16 protein-coding genes, 1 other RNA gene and 1 pseudogene are annotated in these 16582 nt (G+C 52.3%); 6 read left to right on the top strand and 12 right to left on the bottom strand.

The genetic code is table 11. The features are described from left to right. Positions 1-31: 31 nt before the first annotated feature. The 9 genes from nudK to grpE all read right to left on the bottom strand — a co-directional run bounded on the left by nudK (position 32) and on the right by grpE (position 9387). Positions 32-610 carry a GDP-mannose pyrophosphatase NudK gene (gene nudK, locus K6K13_RS04200; RefSeq protein ID WP_222159672.1) on the bottom strand — a complete coding sequence of 193 codons (579 nt, stop codon included), beginning with the start codon at positions 608-610 and terminating at the stop codon, positions 32-34. Positions 611-647: 37 nt separating this feature from the next. Further along, positions 648-1445 (bottom strand): IclR family transcriptional regulator, encoded by a 798-nt coding sequence (locus K6K13_RS04195; protein ID WP_222159671.1) that lies wholly within the window; start codon positions 1443-1445, stop codon positions 648-650. Between the two features lie 136 nt (positions 1446-1581). After that, complete coding sequence (locus tag K6K13_RS04190) at positions 1582-2250, bottom strand: bifunctional 4-hydroxy-2-oxoglutarate aldolase/2-dehydro-3-deoxy-phosphogluconate aldolase (protein ID WP_222159670.1); 669 nt, start codon at positions 2248-2250, stop codon at positions 1582-1584. A gap of 85 nt (positions 2251-2335) precedes the next feature. After that, entirely contained in the window at positions 2336-3643 is a 1308-nt protein-coding gene (locus tag K6K13_RS04185; RefSeq protein WP_222159669.1) for an MFS transporter, read from the bottom strand. A 76-nt stretch (positions 3644-3719) separates the two neighbouring features. Next, positions 3720-4712 carry a 2-dehydro-3-deoxygalactonokinase gene (locus K6K13_RS04180; protein WP_222159668.1) on the bottom strand — a complete coding sequence of 331 codons (993 nt, stop codon included), beginning with the start codon at positions 4710-4712 and terminating at the stop codon, positions 3720-3722. Positions 4713-4726: 14 nt separating this feature from the next. Further along, on the bottom strand, positions 4727-5743 hold the full coding sequence (locus tag K6K13_RS04175; RefSeq protein ID WP_222159667.1) for a 2-dehydro-3-deoxygalactonokinase: 1017 nt from the start codon (positions 5741-5743) through the stop codon (positions 4727-4729). 181 nt (positions 5744-5924) lie between these two features. Further along, positions 5925-7079 carry an iron-containing alcohol dehydrogenase gene (locus K6K13_RS04170; protein WP_222159666.1) on the bottom strand — a complete coding sequence of 385 codons (1155 nt, stop codon included), beginning with the start codon at positions 7077-7079 and terminating at the stop codon, positions 5925-5927. 161 nt (positions 7080-7240) lie between these two features. Continuing rightward, positions 7241-8479 (bottom strand): Nramp family divalent metal transporter, encoded by a 1239-nt coding sequence (locus K6K13_RS04165; RefSeq protein WP_222159665.1) that lies wholly within the window; start codon positions 8477-8479, stop codon positions 7241-7243. A 320-nt stretch (positions 8480-8799) separates the two neighbouring features. Continuing rightward, positions 8800-9387 (bottom strand): nucleotide exchange factor GrpE, encoded by a 588-nt coding sequence (gene grpE, locus K6K13_RS04160; protein WP_222159664.1) that lies wholly within the window; start codon positions 9385-9387, stop codon positions 8800-8802. 138 nt (positions 9388-9525) lie between these two features. On the opposite strand from grpE, the gene nadK reads away from it, so the two are divergent. The 3 genes from nadK (at position 9526) to bamE (ending at position 12673) form a co-directional block, all read left to right on the top strand. Continuing rightward, positions 9526-10404 carry an NAD(+) kinase gene (nadK, locus tag K6K13_RS04155; RefSeq protein ID WP_222159663.1) on the top strand — a complete coding sequence of 293 codons (879 nt, stop codon included), beginning with the start codon at positions 9526-9528 and terminating at the stop codon, positions 10402-10404. Positions 10405-10491: 87 nt separating this feature from the next. Then, positions 10492-12153, top strand: coding sequence for a DNA repair protein RecN (gene recN / locus K6K13_RS04150; RefSeq protein ID WP_222159662.1), 1662 nt, complete (start codon positions 10492-10494; stop codon positions 12151-12153). Positions 12154-12337: 184 nt separating this feature from the next. Next, on the top strand, positions 12338-12673 hold the full coding sequence (gene bamE / locus K6K13_RS04145) for an outer membrane protein assembly factor BamE (protein ID WP_222159661.1): 336 nt from the start codon (positions 12338-12340) through the stop codon (positions 12671-12673). Positions 12674-12720: 47 nt separating this feature from the next. On the opposite strand, the gene K6K13_RS04140 is transcribed toward bamE, so the two are convergent. Both K6K13_RS04140 and K6K13_RS04135 read right to left on the bottom strand, forming a co-directional pair. After that, the gene (locus K6K13_RS04140; protein WP_222159660.1) at positions 12721-13005 is read right to left on the bottom strand and encodes an RnfH family protein; all 285 of its coding nucleotides are present in this window, start codon (positions 13003-13005) and stop codon (positions 12721-12723) included. Next, positions 12998-13432, bottom strand: coding sequence for a type II toxin-antitoxin system RatA family toxin (locus tag K6K13_RS04135; protein ID WP_222159659.1), 435 nt, complete (start codon positions 13430-13432; stop codon positions 12998-13000). Before K6K13_RS04135 ends, K6K13_RS04140 begins: the two co-directional genes overlap by 8 nt. Positions 13433-13587: 155 nt before the next feature. Between K6K13_RS04135 and smpB the strand changes: the two genes are divergently transcribed. The 3 genes and pseudogenes from smpB (at position 13588) to K6K13_RS04120 (ending at position 15549) form a co-directional block, all read left to right on the top strand. Further along, positions 13588-14070, top strand: a complete 483-nt coding sequence (gene smpB / locus K6K13_RS04130; RefSeq protein ID WP_222159658.1) for an SsrA-binding protein SmpB — start codon at positions 13588-13590, stop codon at positions 14068-14070. A gap of 45 nt (positions 14071-14115) precedes the next feature. Continuing rightward, positions 14116-14478: a transfer-messenger RNA gene (ssrA, locus tag K6K13_RS04125) on the top strand. A gap of 188 nt (positions 14479-14666) precedes the next feature. Next, positions 14667-15549: pseudogene (locus K6K13_RS04120) on the top strand (phage integrase central domain-containing protein). An 88-nt stretch (positions 15550-15637) separates the two neighbouring features. Here K6K13_RS04120 and K6K13_RS04115 read toward each other — a convergent pair. After that, on the bottom strand, positions 15638-16543 hold the full coding sequence (locus K6K13_RS04115) for an Rpn family recombination-promoting nuclease/putative transposase (protein WP_222159657.1): 906 nt from the start codon (positions 16541-16543) through the stop codon (positions 15638-15640). Between the last annotated feature and the right edge of the window lie 39 nt (positions 16544-16582).

Here is a 16582-nt window from a genome sequence, read left to right as displayed (position 1 = left end):
CGGGGCGCCTCAGAAACGCCCCTTCATCTTTTTACGCTGCACACCACCCCTGTAGTTGCGCATAGTGCAGCAGCATGATGGTTTTACCATCACAGATACGCCCGTCTTTGATCATCGCCAGCGCGTCAGTAAACGGCAGTTCGATAACCTCAATGTCTTCATCATCCACGCCACCGCCGCACGCCAGACGTTGGGAAGGCGCGTATTCTGCGGCAAAAAAATGCACCTTTTCCGTCACGCTACCGGGCGACATGTAGGCTTCAAACAGTTTTTCGACCTGCTCGATGCGGTAGCCGGTTTCTTCCATGACTTCCTTACGGATGCACGCTTCCGGCGACAACGCATCCAGCAGGCCAGCACAGGTTTCCAACAGCATGCCGCTCTCATTACCGTTGAGGTAAGTCGGGATGCGAAATTGGCGCGTCAACACTACCGTCTTTTTATCCCGGTTATAGAGCAGAATGGTGGCGCCATCGCCTTTGTCATAAACTTCACGCCGCTGTCGCACCACACCGCCCTGTTTACGTTGCAGATCGAACGTGTAGTTGTGCAATACATACCAGTTATCGGACAGCAGTTTTTTTTCAATGAGCTTTATGGGAGACGACATCACAACACTCCATCACGCGCGAAAACACGCGGCTGACTTAACGAAACTCCTGATACAGATGTTCACCACGAAAACCGATACGACGCGATAGCGTGAGCGCCGCCGTTGATATCAGCGAAACCAGCTCAGCAATACGCTCAGGGTTATCTTTTACTTTGGAAAACAGGCTGGCAATACTCAGCGCCGCTTGCACGTTACCCCGAGCGTTATAAATAGGGGCTGCGACACAAAAGACTTCCGCGTTATGTTCACGATCGTCAATCACGTAGCCGCGCTGGCGCGCTTCGTTCAGCACGCCGAAAAAACGCGCTTCATCCGTCACGGTAAAAGGCGTAATTGGCTGCAAACCGCCGGTTTTATCGAGAATGGCTTTGACCTGTTCATCCGGCATCGTCGCCAGCAGCGCCTTCCCAAGGCCAGTACAATAAAGCGGGTTATTGGAGCCGATGCGCGCAGAGGTACGCACTGATGCAGCACTCTCCACTTTATCCAGATACACCAGCATACCGTCGTTTTCCATCGCCAGGAACGAGGTTTCCTGCGCGCTGGCAGCCAGTTCTTCCAGCACCGAACGTGCGGCTTCGTGAAACGGCGTTTGATCGAGATAAACCGCACCGGTCTGGAACAGTTTAAGCCCCAGACGGAAAGATTTGACACGGGGATTGGCGATTTCAAGGTAGCCTTTATCCACCAGCGTATAAATAATATCGAAGGTGGTGCTTTTCGGTATGCCTAATTGAGTACTGATTTCCGTTATGGTTAACTCATCCCGCGTTCCTGCGACCAACTCCAGCATATCCAGCGCTCTGGCCACCGAGCGATTGATTTTTTCCACGCCATCCATCCCCATGCATTCGCTTGCGCGGGATTATACAAGATAACCATAGCGGTAAGAAAAAATAAAAGAGCCCGATAAGGGCAACCCGCGTTAATAGTGCAGCAGGCAGCCATTATCGGAAGATGATAGTCAATCAGAGAGGGTAACAAACGTCATCCGGCTTTTTATTTTCCCGAAAACGCGTAATAAAGGTCTGCGCCAGTTCGGTTAACTGTTGCCATGCTTGCTCGGCCACTAACGTTTTATTGATCAGTTCGCTGCCTACCCCAACGGCAAATGCCCCCGCCTGTGCAAAGTCTGCGACATTATTCAGCGTCACGCCGCCAACAGGAATGATCGAGAGATTGTTAAGCGGCCCCTGCAACTCTTTCAGGTAGTTGACGCCCAAACCGTTAGCCGGAAACAGCTTCAACAAATCGACGCCCATACGGCACGCCTGCAAGATTTCAGACGGCGTAACGACGGCGGGAATCATCAGCTTCTGCTTTTCATGCACCATGCTGACCACCTGCGGATTAAAATCCGGTGCCAGCACAAAATTGGCTCCGGCATCCATCACCAACTGCGCAATGACCGGATTGATCACGGTTCCCGCACCGATCCACATTTTATCGCCCAACTCCACCGTGAGCGCTTCAATACTGCGCAGATAACCTGACGTGTTGCAGGTCACTTCCAACACGCGCACGCCGCCATCGTAGAGCGCGCGTGCCACGGGGATCACCTCCTCGGGTTTTGTCCCTCTGACAATCGCGATAATGCCCGTTTCTTCTATGGCGTGAATCACTCGGTGCTTAATCATTGATAACCTCATAACCCTTTAATTAACTATTAAATCGACTGCAACAAACGGCGAAAAAGGCGGCGCGAGGCCGCCTTCACTGCGATCATGCGTTAGCGACGATCGGTTTTCTGACGATGAACCAGTAGCACAGGGCAGCACAGCCAGCGATGATCCCGCCGCTGACAAATGCCATGGTGTAAGAACCGGTGGCATCGGCGATCATGCCGGTCACCAACGGTGAGAGTGAACCGGCAAAGTAACCGCCGAAATTCTGGATACTGCCCACGGAGGCCACCATGGATGCCGGAGCGACATCACCCGGTAATGCCCAACCGGTTGCAGAAAGCGCTGAGAGCAGCGCCATGGCAATCACCAACAGAGCCAGCGTACCGGTCAGGCTGGTCGCGAACGGAATAGCCACGACTGCAACACCTGCCAGCAGCGCGGAGATGCTGATAGTGACGCGTTTGGCAACCAGTGAATCACTGAAAATTTCCCTGTCCATCAGCCATTTGGAAAGATACCCGCCGCCAATGGCCCCAACGATACCGCCGAAGTAAGGGATACTGGCGTAGATGCCCAACGCCTTGAGTTCGATGTTCTGGGTTTTCATCAAATAGAGCGGCAGGAAGGTGGTGAAAATGTTCATCATCCACACATAGCAGAACCAGCCCAGGATCATGCCCCACACGCATTTGTACTTGAACAACCCGCCCCAGCTAATGGTGACTTCACTGTTGCCCAGTTTCTCAGCGGTACCGCCGCCCCCTTCTTTAATGTAATCCAGCTCTTCTTTGCTCAGCGTCGGGTGCTTTTCCGGCTGATGGTAAGCGAAGATGAAAAACACAAGGAAGATCAGGCCAATACCACCGGCGATAAAGAACAAGGCACGCCAGCCGAACGGTACAATAATGGCAACCAGAATCGGTGGTGCAATGGCAGGACCCCATTTGGATGCGGCATCCCAGAAACCGGTTGCCAGTGCGCGTTCTTTTTTCGGGAACCAGGAGGCAGTAATTTTCGCTGCACCCGGCCAGCACGGCGCTTCAGTGATACCCAGAATACCGCGCGCAAACAGCAGCGTGGTCAGGTTGCTGCAAGCGCCGGTCAGCATGGTGGCACCGCTCCACAGGCCGATAGCCCAGCTGTAGACTTTCTTCGGCCCAAATTTATCGACCAACCAGCCGGAAGGCAGCTGGCACATGGCGTAAATCAGTGCAAACACGGACCCCATCAAGCCAATATCAGTATTGGTTAAATGCAGATCTTTCATCATGTCAGGTGCGGCAATGGATAATGCAGCGCGGTCGAGATAATTGATAACGCCACCAACTAATAACAAGAAAACGACAAACCACCGTTTCTTGCCGATCTTTTTACTCGCGGTGTCGGTATTAACCAGAGTACTCATCGTGATATTCCTATAATAATACCTGTAGGGTAAGAGGTAATGACATTCTTCTGCCTGCCAGTAGGCGGAATGTTCGTTAAATAATTTTCCTGACCCGGGCAATTTCCAATGCACCTAAGCCAGACAGCGACGGCTGATTATCATCAATCACCACCACGTCACCGGTAAAAAAGGCATCATCCTTAATTAATATTTCAAAGGCATTCTTTAATATTTTTTTGCCACAAATCACTAATGTGGCATCCGAGGAGATATTCAGCGCTTTGCTGTTTTTGATCGCGAGAATATCCGTTTGTAATACTGCACCGAGCAAATAGTTCGCCTTTTGGTTATCACTCAGTGACGCGAACATATCGAGAATGCGTACCGAGAAGCAGCTGCGTGCCAAACCGACGGCAGCGCAATCATGTGCACCTTGCAGCAGAAACTTCGCTTCTACTTCATTGGCGAACTGGTGTTTCAGCGAACTGGCCAGAATGGTGCGTTGCGTAATGACATCCAGCAACTCACCGGCAATGGTGGTTACGCAGCCTTCAATGCGATTATCTGCATCGACTTTAATGAATTTGGAGTGGGAACCCGGCTGGATAATCAGCGCCGGGCCACGAATATCCAGCGCGGCAATGGCACCGATGGTTTCCACTTCCTCACCGCGCATCACATCCATTTTTTCGACGTTTTCCGGCGCAACCGCACCGTCGTTGTTGCGAATGCCGGGAACAAACCAAATCGGCTGATCGCTCACTTCTGGAATGATCTGCTGCACCATGCCCGCGGCCAATTCGTTAATGCCCGCGGGTGCCACAACGTGCGGGATCTCACACAGGCCGACATTGGACGTGATCATACCCGCAGACAGGTAGGTCACCTTGGCCCCTGGCGGTAACGCCGCCTGTGCCAGTGCAGCCTGAACAGCGGCCTGTACGCCCCGCGTCAGGGTTTCTTTGCTGCCAGTAATGGCCGTGTCGCGCACGCCAACTGCCTGGCTGGCTTCAGCTATAATGCGATTGTCCTGCCAGACAAAAACGCGCGTGTTAGTGGTGCCGGTATCGATGGTAACGGAATACATTTTTCTCTCCTGCCTCAGCCCTGTTGCCCCAGTTCAACGCGAGCGGCGATATAGCCCGCCCCTTCCACCACCAGCCTGTCAATCTCGTCCCGCGCGGTGATAAGCGTCGCTGGGCGCGTCAGACCGAGCACCTTTTTCATCATGTGCTGGTAGATATGGCAGCGCTGCGCGTTGCCAACAAAAATCACCTCACCGTTCAGGTCAAACCCTTGCTGTTGGGCATCGGCAAACAGTTTCATGTCATCAGCCGCCATCGCTGCTTCGCAGAACAGCTTGCGCTCCGCCGGTTGGGTATCCAGTGAGAATTGAATAAAACGGGTCAGCAGGATGGTGCGCAACAGCCCGCTCTGCTGGACGCTGCGGTAGGCTGCATCGGCAATCTGCTCAGAGAAGCAGTCAGATTGGGGATCAGCACTTTTAACACTGGAGCCGATAAAGGTTTCTTTCAGGACAGCGGCATACACCTGACCGCTCAGCGATGTCATGCTGCCTGCCAGTCTTCCTTGCGCATCAATGTGAATCAGCTTGGTGGTCGATCCCAACTCAATGATGCTGCACGGCAACGCAGGCTTATAGCGGCTCAACACGCCAATCGCCTGTGTTTCTTCACCACGCATTAAATCCAGCGATGCGATCCCTTCCCAACCTCCCTTGCCAGCCGCATTTTTAATGCCGGGAATAAACAACACCGGGATATCAACCGGGAAAATATCCGGATCGCGATACTGACGGGCAAAGGTGGCAAGATCGTCAATGTTGACCGGCGCGGTCAGGTGCGGGATCTCTACCAGCCCCAGGTTAGAGGTGATCATCCCTGAAGCGATGGCAAAACGCACATCGTTGAGTGTCAGACTTTCCTGCGCCAGCAGTTGTTGAAAACCAGCGGCAATGCCCTCCTTCAACGCGGCATTATTACCGGTCGCAGCCGTGCTGTTTACCCCGACGGGAATTTCATTTTTACTGATTACCGCCTGATCGTTGATCAGATAAAGGCGGGTATTGGTAGAACCACAATCAATAACCACAAACATAATCGCTAGCCTCTTATTGTCATAACATTTATAACGGGCATCAAAAATAGGGTACAGAAGTCCGCTGACGAAAAAATCTCGTCAGGTGGAATAGCTTTTTATTGTCTGATGCGGGTTGCTATTAATGACACCACGCACCAGATAAATAAGCGTTTATCCCTGGTGGATAACGCACATAGAATTACAAGCAGCCCTGATAAATTTCCCGAATTTTTTCTCCGTCGGGTACACGTGGATTATTCGACAGCACGAATTTCATGGTGGTTAATACATTATTAATCAGCCAATCGAAGTGCTCTTCTCTAACGCCCAATTGCGTCAGCGTAGGTACCATATTAATGCCGGTCAGGAATTGATGAACCGCTGCCACGCTGCTTTCCGCTGCCTGCTCCTGACTCATGTCACGCGTATCCACGCCCATGGCTTTGGCGATAGCGGCAAATTTCTCCGGCGCCGCAGGCCAGGTATATTCCATAAAGGGCTTATAAATGGCCGCGATACCTTCCGCGTGCACCACATCCAGCAGGCCGCCCATCGGATGCTGCAACGCGTGCGGCAGCGTGGTGCCAGCACAGTCAATTGCCATGCCTGCCAGGGAACTGGCCAGCGTAACATTCTCCCAGGCGGCGACGTTGGTGACATCGTCATAGACCAGCGGCAGGTTCTGCGCAATCAGCTCAATCGCGCGCAGGGACAGCATTTCGCTGAACGGCGTGGCATTCTTGGAAATGAAAGATTCAAGAGCATGGAACAGCACGTCGGCTCCCGGCCCGGCGATCACGCGTTTTGGCAGAGTCAGCATCAATTCAGGATCGATAATGGCCGCCTTCGGGTAGATGAGCGGATTCACCAAGCCTTTCTTGTCATTGGTTTCCGGGTTGGTGAATACTGCGGTGCGGTTAGCTTCACTGCCGGTGCCTGCGGTCGTTGGGATAAGGATGATCGGCAACGCCCGGGTGCCAACTTTACGACCAAACACGTAATCCCAGATGCTACCTTCATTGACCGCAGAAAAGGCAATCCCTTTCGCCATGTCCATCGCGCTGCCGCCGCCCAGACCAATCACCAGATCGCATCCTTCATCGGCAGCGACCTGCGCCCCTTCAGCCACCAGCGTGGACAGCGGGTTCTGCATAAAGCGATCGTAAACCACAAATGCGACGCCCGCTTCCGTCAGCGACTGCTGCACCGCCTGCAACTGCCCGGTGGGTTTGGAACTGTCTGACGCCACTAGCAGCGCCTTTTTACCGTAAGGATGGGCAATGTCGCCCACTTGCTTGTGTCGTCCTAACCCAAAATGAAATTTGACGGGATTACTGTAATCAAAAGTTGGCATCTCTCACCCCTCACTGTTCGCATATGAGAACGCTGTTCGTATTAATGATCCAGATAATAGAGAGGAGGAAAAATGAGCGCCAGCCTTTTGATAAAAAAAATGGACTGCCATCACATTTATTGTGACGACAATCCGTTAGACGTGAGAAATATTATGCCGTATCAGTTGAGGAAAAATGTACTGATCAGCAGATAGGCATTGAGAGAAACAACAAAAAAAACAATTACATTACCAGCATTCTGAACCCAACGACCGTTGACCATGCATCCCATCAACGCCCGATTTCCGGTAAACGCCAACAACGGTACCAACGCCAGCGCAATACCAAAACTGAGCAGCACCTGACTCAACACCAACACGCGAGTGGGTTCCATACCGGACATAATCACAATAAACGAAGGCAGCATGGTGACCGTGCGCCGCACCCACAGTGGAATATGGAAACGGATGAACCCCTGCATCACCACTTGACCAGCCAGCGTCCCCACGACGGTAGAAGAGAGCCCCGCAGCCACCAGGCTTAAGCCGAAAATGGTCGCTGCTGCCTTCCCTAACAGTGGATCGAGGGTGAGATAAGCACGCTCCAGATCGGCGATATCCTGATTGCCGCTAAAATGAAACGCCGCCGCCGCGGTAGCCATCATCGCCAGATTGACGAATCCGGCAATGGTCATCGCCACTGCTACGTCAATCTTGGTCGCAGCATAGCGTTCGGCACGGGTGTGGTCTTCACCTTGCTGGGTCAATGAAGAGTGCAGGTAAATCACATGCGGCATAATGGTGGCGCCCAACACCCCAGCGGCCAGCAACACCGCATCCGAGGTGGGCAACTGCGGCACCGCCATACCACGCACCAGCGAGGCCATTTCAGGACGCGAGAAGATCAGTTCGACAATATACGCAGCAGCGACAAACAGCAGCAGTCCGCCGATAATCATCTCCAGCGGCTTTTGACCACGCTGTTGCAGTGCAAGAATCAGGAAGGTCGCAATACCGGTCAGTATCGCGCCCTCAAGCAGAGAAACCCCCAACAGCAACTTAAAGCCGATGGCAGCACCGATAAACTCAGCCAAATCGGTTGCCATGGCGATGATCTCCGCCTGCACCCAATAGGCCCACACCGCAGGGCGAGGGAAACGATCGCGAATGTGCTCAGCCAGATTTTTTCCGGTGGCAATCCCCAGTTTGGCAGAAAGCAACTGGATCAGCATCGCCATCAGGTTGGCCCATACCACCACCCACAGCAATTGATAACCGTAGGCCGCCCCTGATTGAATATTGGTGGCGAAGTTACCTGGATCGATATAGCCAATCGCCGCTATAAATGCGGGCCCCATCAGGGAAAGTTTAAGCTTCCTTGACGTGCGGCTGGCAGTCTCTATCACTCGGCTTCCCGGCATACAATGGCCCTTTATTACCTCTATAATGATTCACTCTGTCATGAGTGATAATGATTATCAAGTGCATTTGGAGTGGTAAAACGGATTGCTGCAATAGCTAAAACCAACATATTTAGCAGGGAGATACGTTTAGCCTGATAGGTTCACGATGACCTCTCTGCTATCACCGCCCCAGCACGTGCACATTACTGTAAATGTGATCTGCGCCATATTGTTAACAAAATATAAACAAAAAACCCCAAGGTAAAGTCACTTGGGGTTTTTATTGATTTCAATTTGTTACGCCTGCCTTCACGGCACGCGCGGGTCGCTCAGGGAAATCAGCCCTTCGCTTTGGAAATGGCAACCATGGCGGGACGCAGCAAGCGGCCGTTCAGGGTGTAACCTTTTTGCATCACCATCATGACGGAATTAGGTGCATGGTCGGCCGATTCCAGCATGGTCATGGCCTGGTGCACTTCCGGGTTAAACGGCACGTTCACGTCACCCACCACCTCGATACCAAACTTGCGCACGGCATCCAGCAACGATTTCAGCGTCAGTTCCACACCCTCAATCAACGAGGCAAGGGACTCATTACTGCGATCGGCGGCATCCAGTGAACGTTCGAGGTTATCAATCACGGGCAGCATTTCACCCGCAAATTTTTCCAGCGCAAATTTGTGCGCTTTTTCCACATCCATTTCAGCGCGACGGCGGATATTGTCCGTTTCGGCACGCGCGCGCAGCACGGTATCGCGCTCACGCTGCTGTAGTTCGTTCAGTTGCGCTTCCAATTCGGCAATACGTTCATCACGCGGATCGGCGACGTCTGTCGTTGCAGGTTCCACTTCCGCATGTTGCCCCTGTTCCGCTTCCATTTGATCTACGACTTGCTCGTCAGGCGACTTCTGTTCTTTACTACTCATGAAATTCTCCGCGGTTTTAGCATTCATCTCGCTTGTTCGCTTATTATGGGGATGAAAACCGGGGATTCAAGAGAAGTAGTCACATATACCGACAGATTTCGTGATACCGGGCGGCTCAGGGTAAGGAAAAGCATAACGATGACGAAACAGTTCAATTGCATTGGCATTGTGGGCCACCCGCGCCACCCCACGGCACTGGCGACACATGAGATGTTGTATCACTGGCTACACGGCAAGGGCTACCAAGTGATGCTCGAGCAGCATATCGCCCACGAGCTAAACTTGCCCGACGCGCTGACTGGCAGTCTGGCGGAGATCGGCCTGCAAGCCGATTTGGCCGTGGTGGTAGGCGGCGATGGCAACATGTTAGGTGCCGCGCGCGTGCTCTCTCGCTATGACATTGATGTGATTGGCGTCAACCGGGGAAATCTCGGTTTCCTGACCGATCTCGATCCCGATCAGGCGCAGCAGCAGCTTACCGAGGTGCTGGAAGGACGCTACCTGAGCGAACGGCGCTTTATGCTGGAAGCGCACGTCTGCCGTCGTAATCAACCAGACAGCACCAGCACGGCGATCAATGAAGTGGTACTGCACCCCGGTAAAGTCGCCCATATGATTGAGTTCGAAGTCTATATTGACGATCGTTTCGCCTTTTCCCAACGTTCGGACGGCCTGATTATCTCAACACCAACCGGTTCCACCGCTTACTCGCTTTCCGGTGGCGGCCCCATCCTGACACCGACACTGGATGCTATCGCACTGGTACCAATGTTTCCCCATACGCTTTCAGCGCGCCCACTGGTGATAAACAGCAGCAGCACCATCCGTCTGAAATTTTCTCATATCACCCACGATCTGGAGTTGAGTTGTGATAGCCAGATAACCCTGCCAGTACAGGAAGGGGAAGAGGTACTGATTACCCGCAGCCAATACTCGTTAAATTTGATACACCCAGAAAACTACAGCTATTTCAATACACTAAGCACAAAATTAGGGTGGTCAAAAAAATTATTTTAAAATTTCGCGCTGGCCACTTTACTGGTTAAAAAACGGCATTATACTGTATGCAATTACAGTCTATTGTTACATACAGGAAGGTGATTCATGCTGGCGCAGCTCACTATCAGTCATTTCGCTATCGTACGTGAGTTAGAAATTGATTTTCAATCAGGGATGAGCGTTATCACCGGTGAAACCGGCGCGGGCAAATCCATCGCGATTGATGCATTGGGCCTGTGTCTGGGCAACCGCTCTGACGCCAGCATGGTGCGCCCCGGCGCACAGCGCGCTGATATCTGTGCCCGTTTCGCCCTCAGCGACACCCCTGCGGCACGCGCATGGCTGGAGCAAAACCAACTCGATGACAGCAACGAGTGCCTGCTGCGCCGAGTGATCAGTGCAGACGGGCGCTCACGCGGATTTATCAACGGCACCGCCGTGCCATTATCGCAGTTGCGTGAGCTCGGTCAGCACCTGATCCAACTGCATGGACAGCACGCTCATCAGTTGCTGCTCAAACCTGAACATCAACGCCATCTGCTGGATGCCTACGCAGACGAACCGCAACTGCTTACTGCCATGCAACAAATCTGGCAACAGTGGCACCAAAGCTGCCGCGATCTGGCACAGTTGCAACAAGCGAATATTGAACGTGAAGCACGACGTGAACTGTTGCAATACCAACTCAAAGAGCTGAAAGAATTTGCCCCACAGCCCGGCGAATACGAGCAAATTGACATCGAATACAAACGGCTGGCTAACAGCAGCCAACGGCTGTCGCTCAGCCAGCATGCATTGCAACTGCTCAGCGAAAACGACGATCAGAACATCATGAGCATGCTCCACAGCGCAAAACACCAGCTCGGTGAACTCGTTACTCTGGATGAAAAACTGGGTAGCGTACTGAATATGCTGGAAGAAGCCAGTATTCAGATCAGTGAAGCCAGTGAGGAATTGCGCCACTACAGCGAACAAACGGATCTCGATCCGACCCGACTCTATGAGCTGGAGCAGCGCTTGTCACGCCAAATGGCGCTGGCGCGGAAACATCACGTTGCCCCGGAAAACCTGCCAGCATTCTATCAGCAACTGTTGGATGAACAGCAGCAACTGGTAGAACAAGAGAGCAATCACGCCACACTCAGTCTGGCCGTCAGCGAATATCACCAACAGGCGCTGCACGCAGCGGAGCAGTTACATACCCGCCGTCAACACCATGCGCATGAACTGTCTCAGTTGATTACGGCACAGATGCATGAACTCGCCATGCCGCACGGCCACTTCTCCATCGAAGTGGAATTTTCGCCAGAACGCCTGACAGCCTATGGTGCAGACAGCATCGCATTTCTGGTCACGACTAACCCCGGTCAACCACATCAGGCTCTGGCGAAGATCGCCTCCGGCGGCGAGCTATCCCGCATCGCATTGATTATTCAGGTGATCACAGCGCGTAAAATGGATACTCCAGCGCTGATTTTCGACGAAGTGGATGTGGGCATCAGTGGCCCGACAGCCGCAATTGTCGGCAAAATGCTGCGTCAACTCGGCACATCCACGCAGGTGATGTGTGTGACACACCTACCGCAAGTTGCCGGATGCGGTCATCAACACTTCTTTGTCAGCAAACATACCGACGGTGCTGCCACTGAAACGCTAATGCAACCGCTGGATAAACGCGCACGGCTGCAAGAGTTGGCTCGTTTGTTGGGGGGCAGCGCAGTCACCAAAAACACATTAGCGAACGCCAAAGAGTTACTGGCTGCGTAAAAACCGCAGCAGGCATCGCGAACCATGGCTAATTAGGTACGTTTTACCGCTGTAACCGTTGGCGTTCAGGCAAAAATAATCAACTTTTTTGCATTCCGGTGGTCATACAAGCGCCTTGCCGGTTTTCAAGACAGGCAAGGTCTATTATCATCGGCAACCTATGCCCTTAAGGAATGTATTTACTATGCGCTGTAAAACGCTGACCGTCATCGCCGCGATGGTTGTTATGCTGACCGCCGGTTGTTCTACGCTGGAAAGACTGGTTTATCGTCCAGATATCAACCAAGGGAACTATCTGGCACCGGCTGATGTGGCAAAAATCTACACCGGTATGACCAAGCAACAGGTTGCCTACACATTGGGTACGCCGATGATGCAAGATCCCTTTGGCAGTGACACCTGGTTCTACGTTTTCCGTCAGCAACCTGGGCATGAGGCGGTAAAACAGCAAACGCTGACGCTGACCTTCAGCCAGGATGGCATTTTGACCAACGTGAAAAATCAACCGACGCTGAATTGACAGTGGTGTGGTGATCAATGCACGCATAATAAGGCACAGAATGTGCCTTATTTTTTTGAGCGCTCCGCACGCTGGCGGCGTAATTCTTTAGGATCAGCAATCAACGGGCGATAGATTTCTATACGATCGCCCTCAGTGACCGCGTCCATCAAACGGGCCGCCCGACTAAAGATCCCGACTTTGTTAACCTGCAAATCGATATCGGTACGCAATGTCAGCAACCCTGAGGCGATAATAGCCTGCTCCACCGTTGCGCCCTCTTCCACCGTCACGGACCGCACATACTGCCGTTCTGGCAGTGCATATACCACATCGACACGGATTTCAGGCACGGTATACCTCTTTGGCGCGCAGGGTGAAGGCCTGCACCATATTACTTGCCAGCTCTTTAAACACCTTGCCAAAAGCCAATTCGATCAACGCATTGGTGAACTCGAAATCAAGATGCAGTTCCACCTTGCAAGCATCGGCACTTAAAGGAATAAAGCGCCAATCGCCACTCAGTTGACGGAACGGACCATCAACCAACTGCATACTGATGCATTGACTATCAGTGAGTGTATTGCGCGTGGTAAAGGTTTTGCTGATCCCAGCTTTGGAGACATCGACGGCGGCCGTCATCTCTTCAGCGCTGGCAGCAATAACGCGGCTCCCGGTACAACCCGGCAAAAACTGGGAATAGGAGGCGACATCATTCACTAACTGGTACATTTGTTGCGCGCTGTAGGGCACCAGTGCAGAGCGGCTAATCTTGGGCATGGCTTTTTCCGTATAACTTCAAACGCGCGGAATAATAGCACCGATGGCCCGGATGGTAAAAATTCTGAGGCGGCGATCGCATCCCTTCCTCAACGCACGTTCGCTGATGCGGCAGTGATGTCTTTCCCCTTAACATCCGGTATAATGACGACACTATGACAAAGAAAAAAGCTTATAAACCCGGCTCCGCCACCATTGCGCAAAACAAGCGTGCTCGCCACGAATACTTCATTGAAGAAGAGTTCGAAGCGGGATTGGCGTTGCAAGGATGGGAAGTAAAATCACTACGCGCAGGTAAGGCCAACATCAGCGACAGCTATGTACTGTTGCACAGTGGGGAGGCTTTTCTGTTTGGTGCTACCTTTCAGCCATTACTGGCCTCGTCAAGCCACGTGGTTTGTGACCCTACACGCACCCGTAAACTGTTGCTGAACAAGCGCGAGCTAGATTCACTCTACGGACGGGTTAATCGTGAAAGTTACACGGTGGTCGCGCTTTCGCTGTATTGGAAGAACGCCTGGTCAAAAATAAAGATTGGCGTTGCCAAAGGCAAGAAAGAGCACGACAAACGTTCTGATATCAAAGAGCGCGAGTGGCAAACAGACAAAGCACGCATCATGAAAAACGCCAACCGCTAACAGTGGATTAGGGCGTCACGGTTCTGTTATACTACTGAAGTACTTGGGGCTGATTCTGGATTCGACGGGATTGTGTAGCCTTAGGAGCATGCCGAGGGGCGGTTTGCCTCGTAAAAAGCCGCAAAAAAATAGTCGCAAACGACGAAAACTACGCTTTAGCAGCTTAATAACCTGCTCTGAGCCCTCTCTCCCTAGCCTCCGCTCTTAGGACGGGGATCAAGAGAGGTCAAACCCAAAAGAGATCGCGTGGATGCCCTGCCTGGGGTTGAAGCGTTAAATCCAATCAGGCTAGTTTGTTAGTGGCGTGTCTGTTCGCAGCTAACCGGCGAATGTAAAGACTAGACTAAGCATGTAGTGCCGACGGTGTAGTAATTTCGGACGCGGGTTCAACTCCCGCCAGCTCCACCAAATTCTTAATCGGCGATCACCAGAGTCGACCGATAAAGTCCTGAAAGCCCGCACAGCGCAAGCTCTGCGGGCTTTTTTGTGTCCTTATAGGTCCTTCGACGTATTCCAACTTCCGGTACCCAACCGCAAGGTACCTAAACACGGAAGTACCTAGGGCTCGTCTAACCAAGCCACTCACGGATACAGAGATCAAGGCCGCCAAGCCTGGAGAAGTAGATTACACGCTGCATGATGGCGATGGTCTACAACTGCTGATCAAAACCAGCGGTAAGAGAGTCTGGCAATATCGTCATCTTCGCCCTTTCAGCCAAAAAAGAGCAAAACTTACCTTTGGTCCCAATCCCGAAGTCAGCCTAGCGGATACCCGGCAGCGTCGCCGCGACGCACGAACACTTCTGACAAAGAATATTGATCCGTATGAATTCCTGCTTTCGCAACGCAAGCAGGCACTTGAAGTCGAAGCCAACACATTCAAGGTCATCACTGAACGCTGGTTGTAGGTAAAAAAGAGCAGCATCACCGAAGATTACGCCACCGATATCTGGCGCTCACTGGAAAAAGACATCTTTCCCGCCATCGGCGCTCTCTGCATCACCGATGTCAAAGCGCGTACCTTGGTACAAGCCGTGCAGCCGGTACAAACACGCGGTGCGTTAGAAACAGTGAGGCGACTCTGCCGGCGTATCAATGAAGTGATGATCTATGCCGTGAACACCGGCCTGATAGATGACGCCCCCAGCGTTCATATCAGCAAGGCATTCGAGAAACCGAAAAAAAAGCGCATGACCCCCTTCGTCCGGAGCAGCCTCCACACCTTATGGACACCATGCGGCTGGCAAATATCGGATTCCAGACCCGCTGCCTATTTATGTGGCAACGGCTGCCCCTTGCCCGCCCTTCTGAAGCCTCCGGCACACGCTGGCATACGTGAATAAGAACGAGGTGCGCCGCGCCTATAACCGCAGCGACTATCTGGAACAACGCCGCCCCTTGATGCAAGGGTGGACTGATTTTGTGAAGGCGGCAGATAGGGGGAGCCTTTTGAGGGCGACAGCCTGTTTGTTCGATTGAAGCATGAATGAAAAGGGTTGTGCTAAGCCTTTGCACATAGTGCAGGAACTACGCCACTGGCAATTAGCAGCATTCGCAGAATGCGCCGTTAATGACGTAGCTTGGCTAATTCCTCTTCAGAAAGGCCCGTCGATTTCATAACAATACCCAGTTCCACACCGTTTTGAAGCAGTTCACGGGCGATGTCCAGCGTGGCTTCACGTCGCCCTTCTTTGCTACCTTTTTCGATACCTTTCTGTTCCAACTGTTCCGCTATGGTCATCAGTTCATCTCCATGTTGCGGCACCCGTTGTGCCAGCTGCCTTACATAAGCTTCAGCATTTGATGTATTGCCTGCCTGTACCATGTAATTTATCAGCGATATGACCTGTTGTCTGGTCATGTTAGTCGTCAGCATAATGGTTACCAGCCGGTCCATCAAGTCAGACAAATCGCGTTCGCGAATGTGCTTTTGTATCAGTGTCAACGCAGCCATACTGCGATGCTGCATGATGTCGTCATCGGAAATGATCGTCACATCAACCAGCGGGAAATCTTCACTGTAGAGCTGCCTGGCTAAAGCCGGATGGTCGAACAGTTGTAGCCAGTTGGTGGAATTCGGGCAAGGGCTCGGCTTGCCCACATAAAACAGTACCGGGATCACCAATGGCAGTTTCTTGTTTCCCGCATCAAGGTGCCGCTGCATTGCGGCAATTGCGTAGCGCATCAGTCTGAATGCCATCTGCTTATCCGGCTTGCTTTGGTGCTCAATCAGCACATGGACATACCCTGCTCCCGCGCGGGTCTGTAGGCTGTAAAGCACATCGCTGTAAAACGCTCTTAAGTCATCCTCAACAAACGAGCCGGACTCCAGTTTCAAGGTGGTAAGATCGCAAAGCGCCAACAGCTTCTCAGGTAAATGCAGTTGGATAAAATCTCGGGCAGACTCCGGATGCGTCAAAAACTGTTTAAACGTCGCATCATGGGGGAAGGTGGTCTTGTTGACCTTTTTCATTAGCGCGGACTCTGAAAATTATCCGCAGCAGTTTAGCTA

The organism is Symbiopectobacterium purcellii, assembly GCF_019797845.1.
GTDB classification, from domain to species: domain Bacteria; phylum Pseudomonadota; class Gammaproteobacteria; order Enterobacterales; family Enterobacteriaceae; genus Symbiopectobacterium; species Symbiopectobacterium purcellii.
Note: the sequence above shows the minus strand (reverse complement) of the source record. Positions and strands in the feature narration are given on the sequence as shown.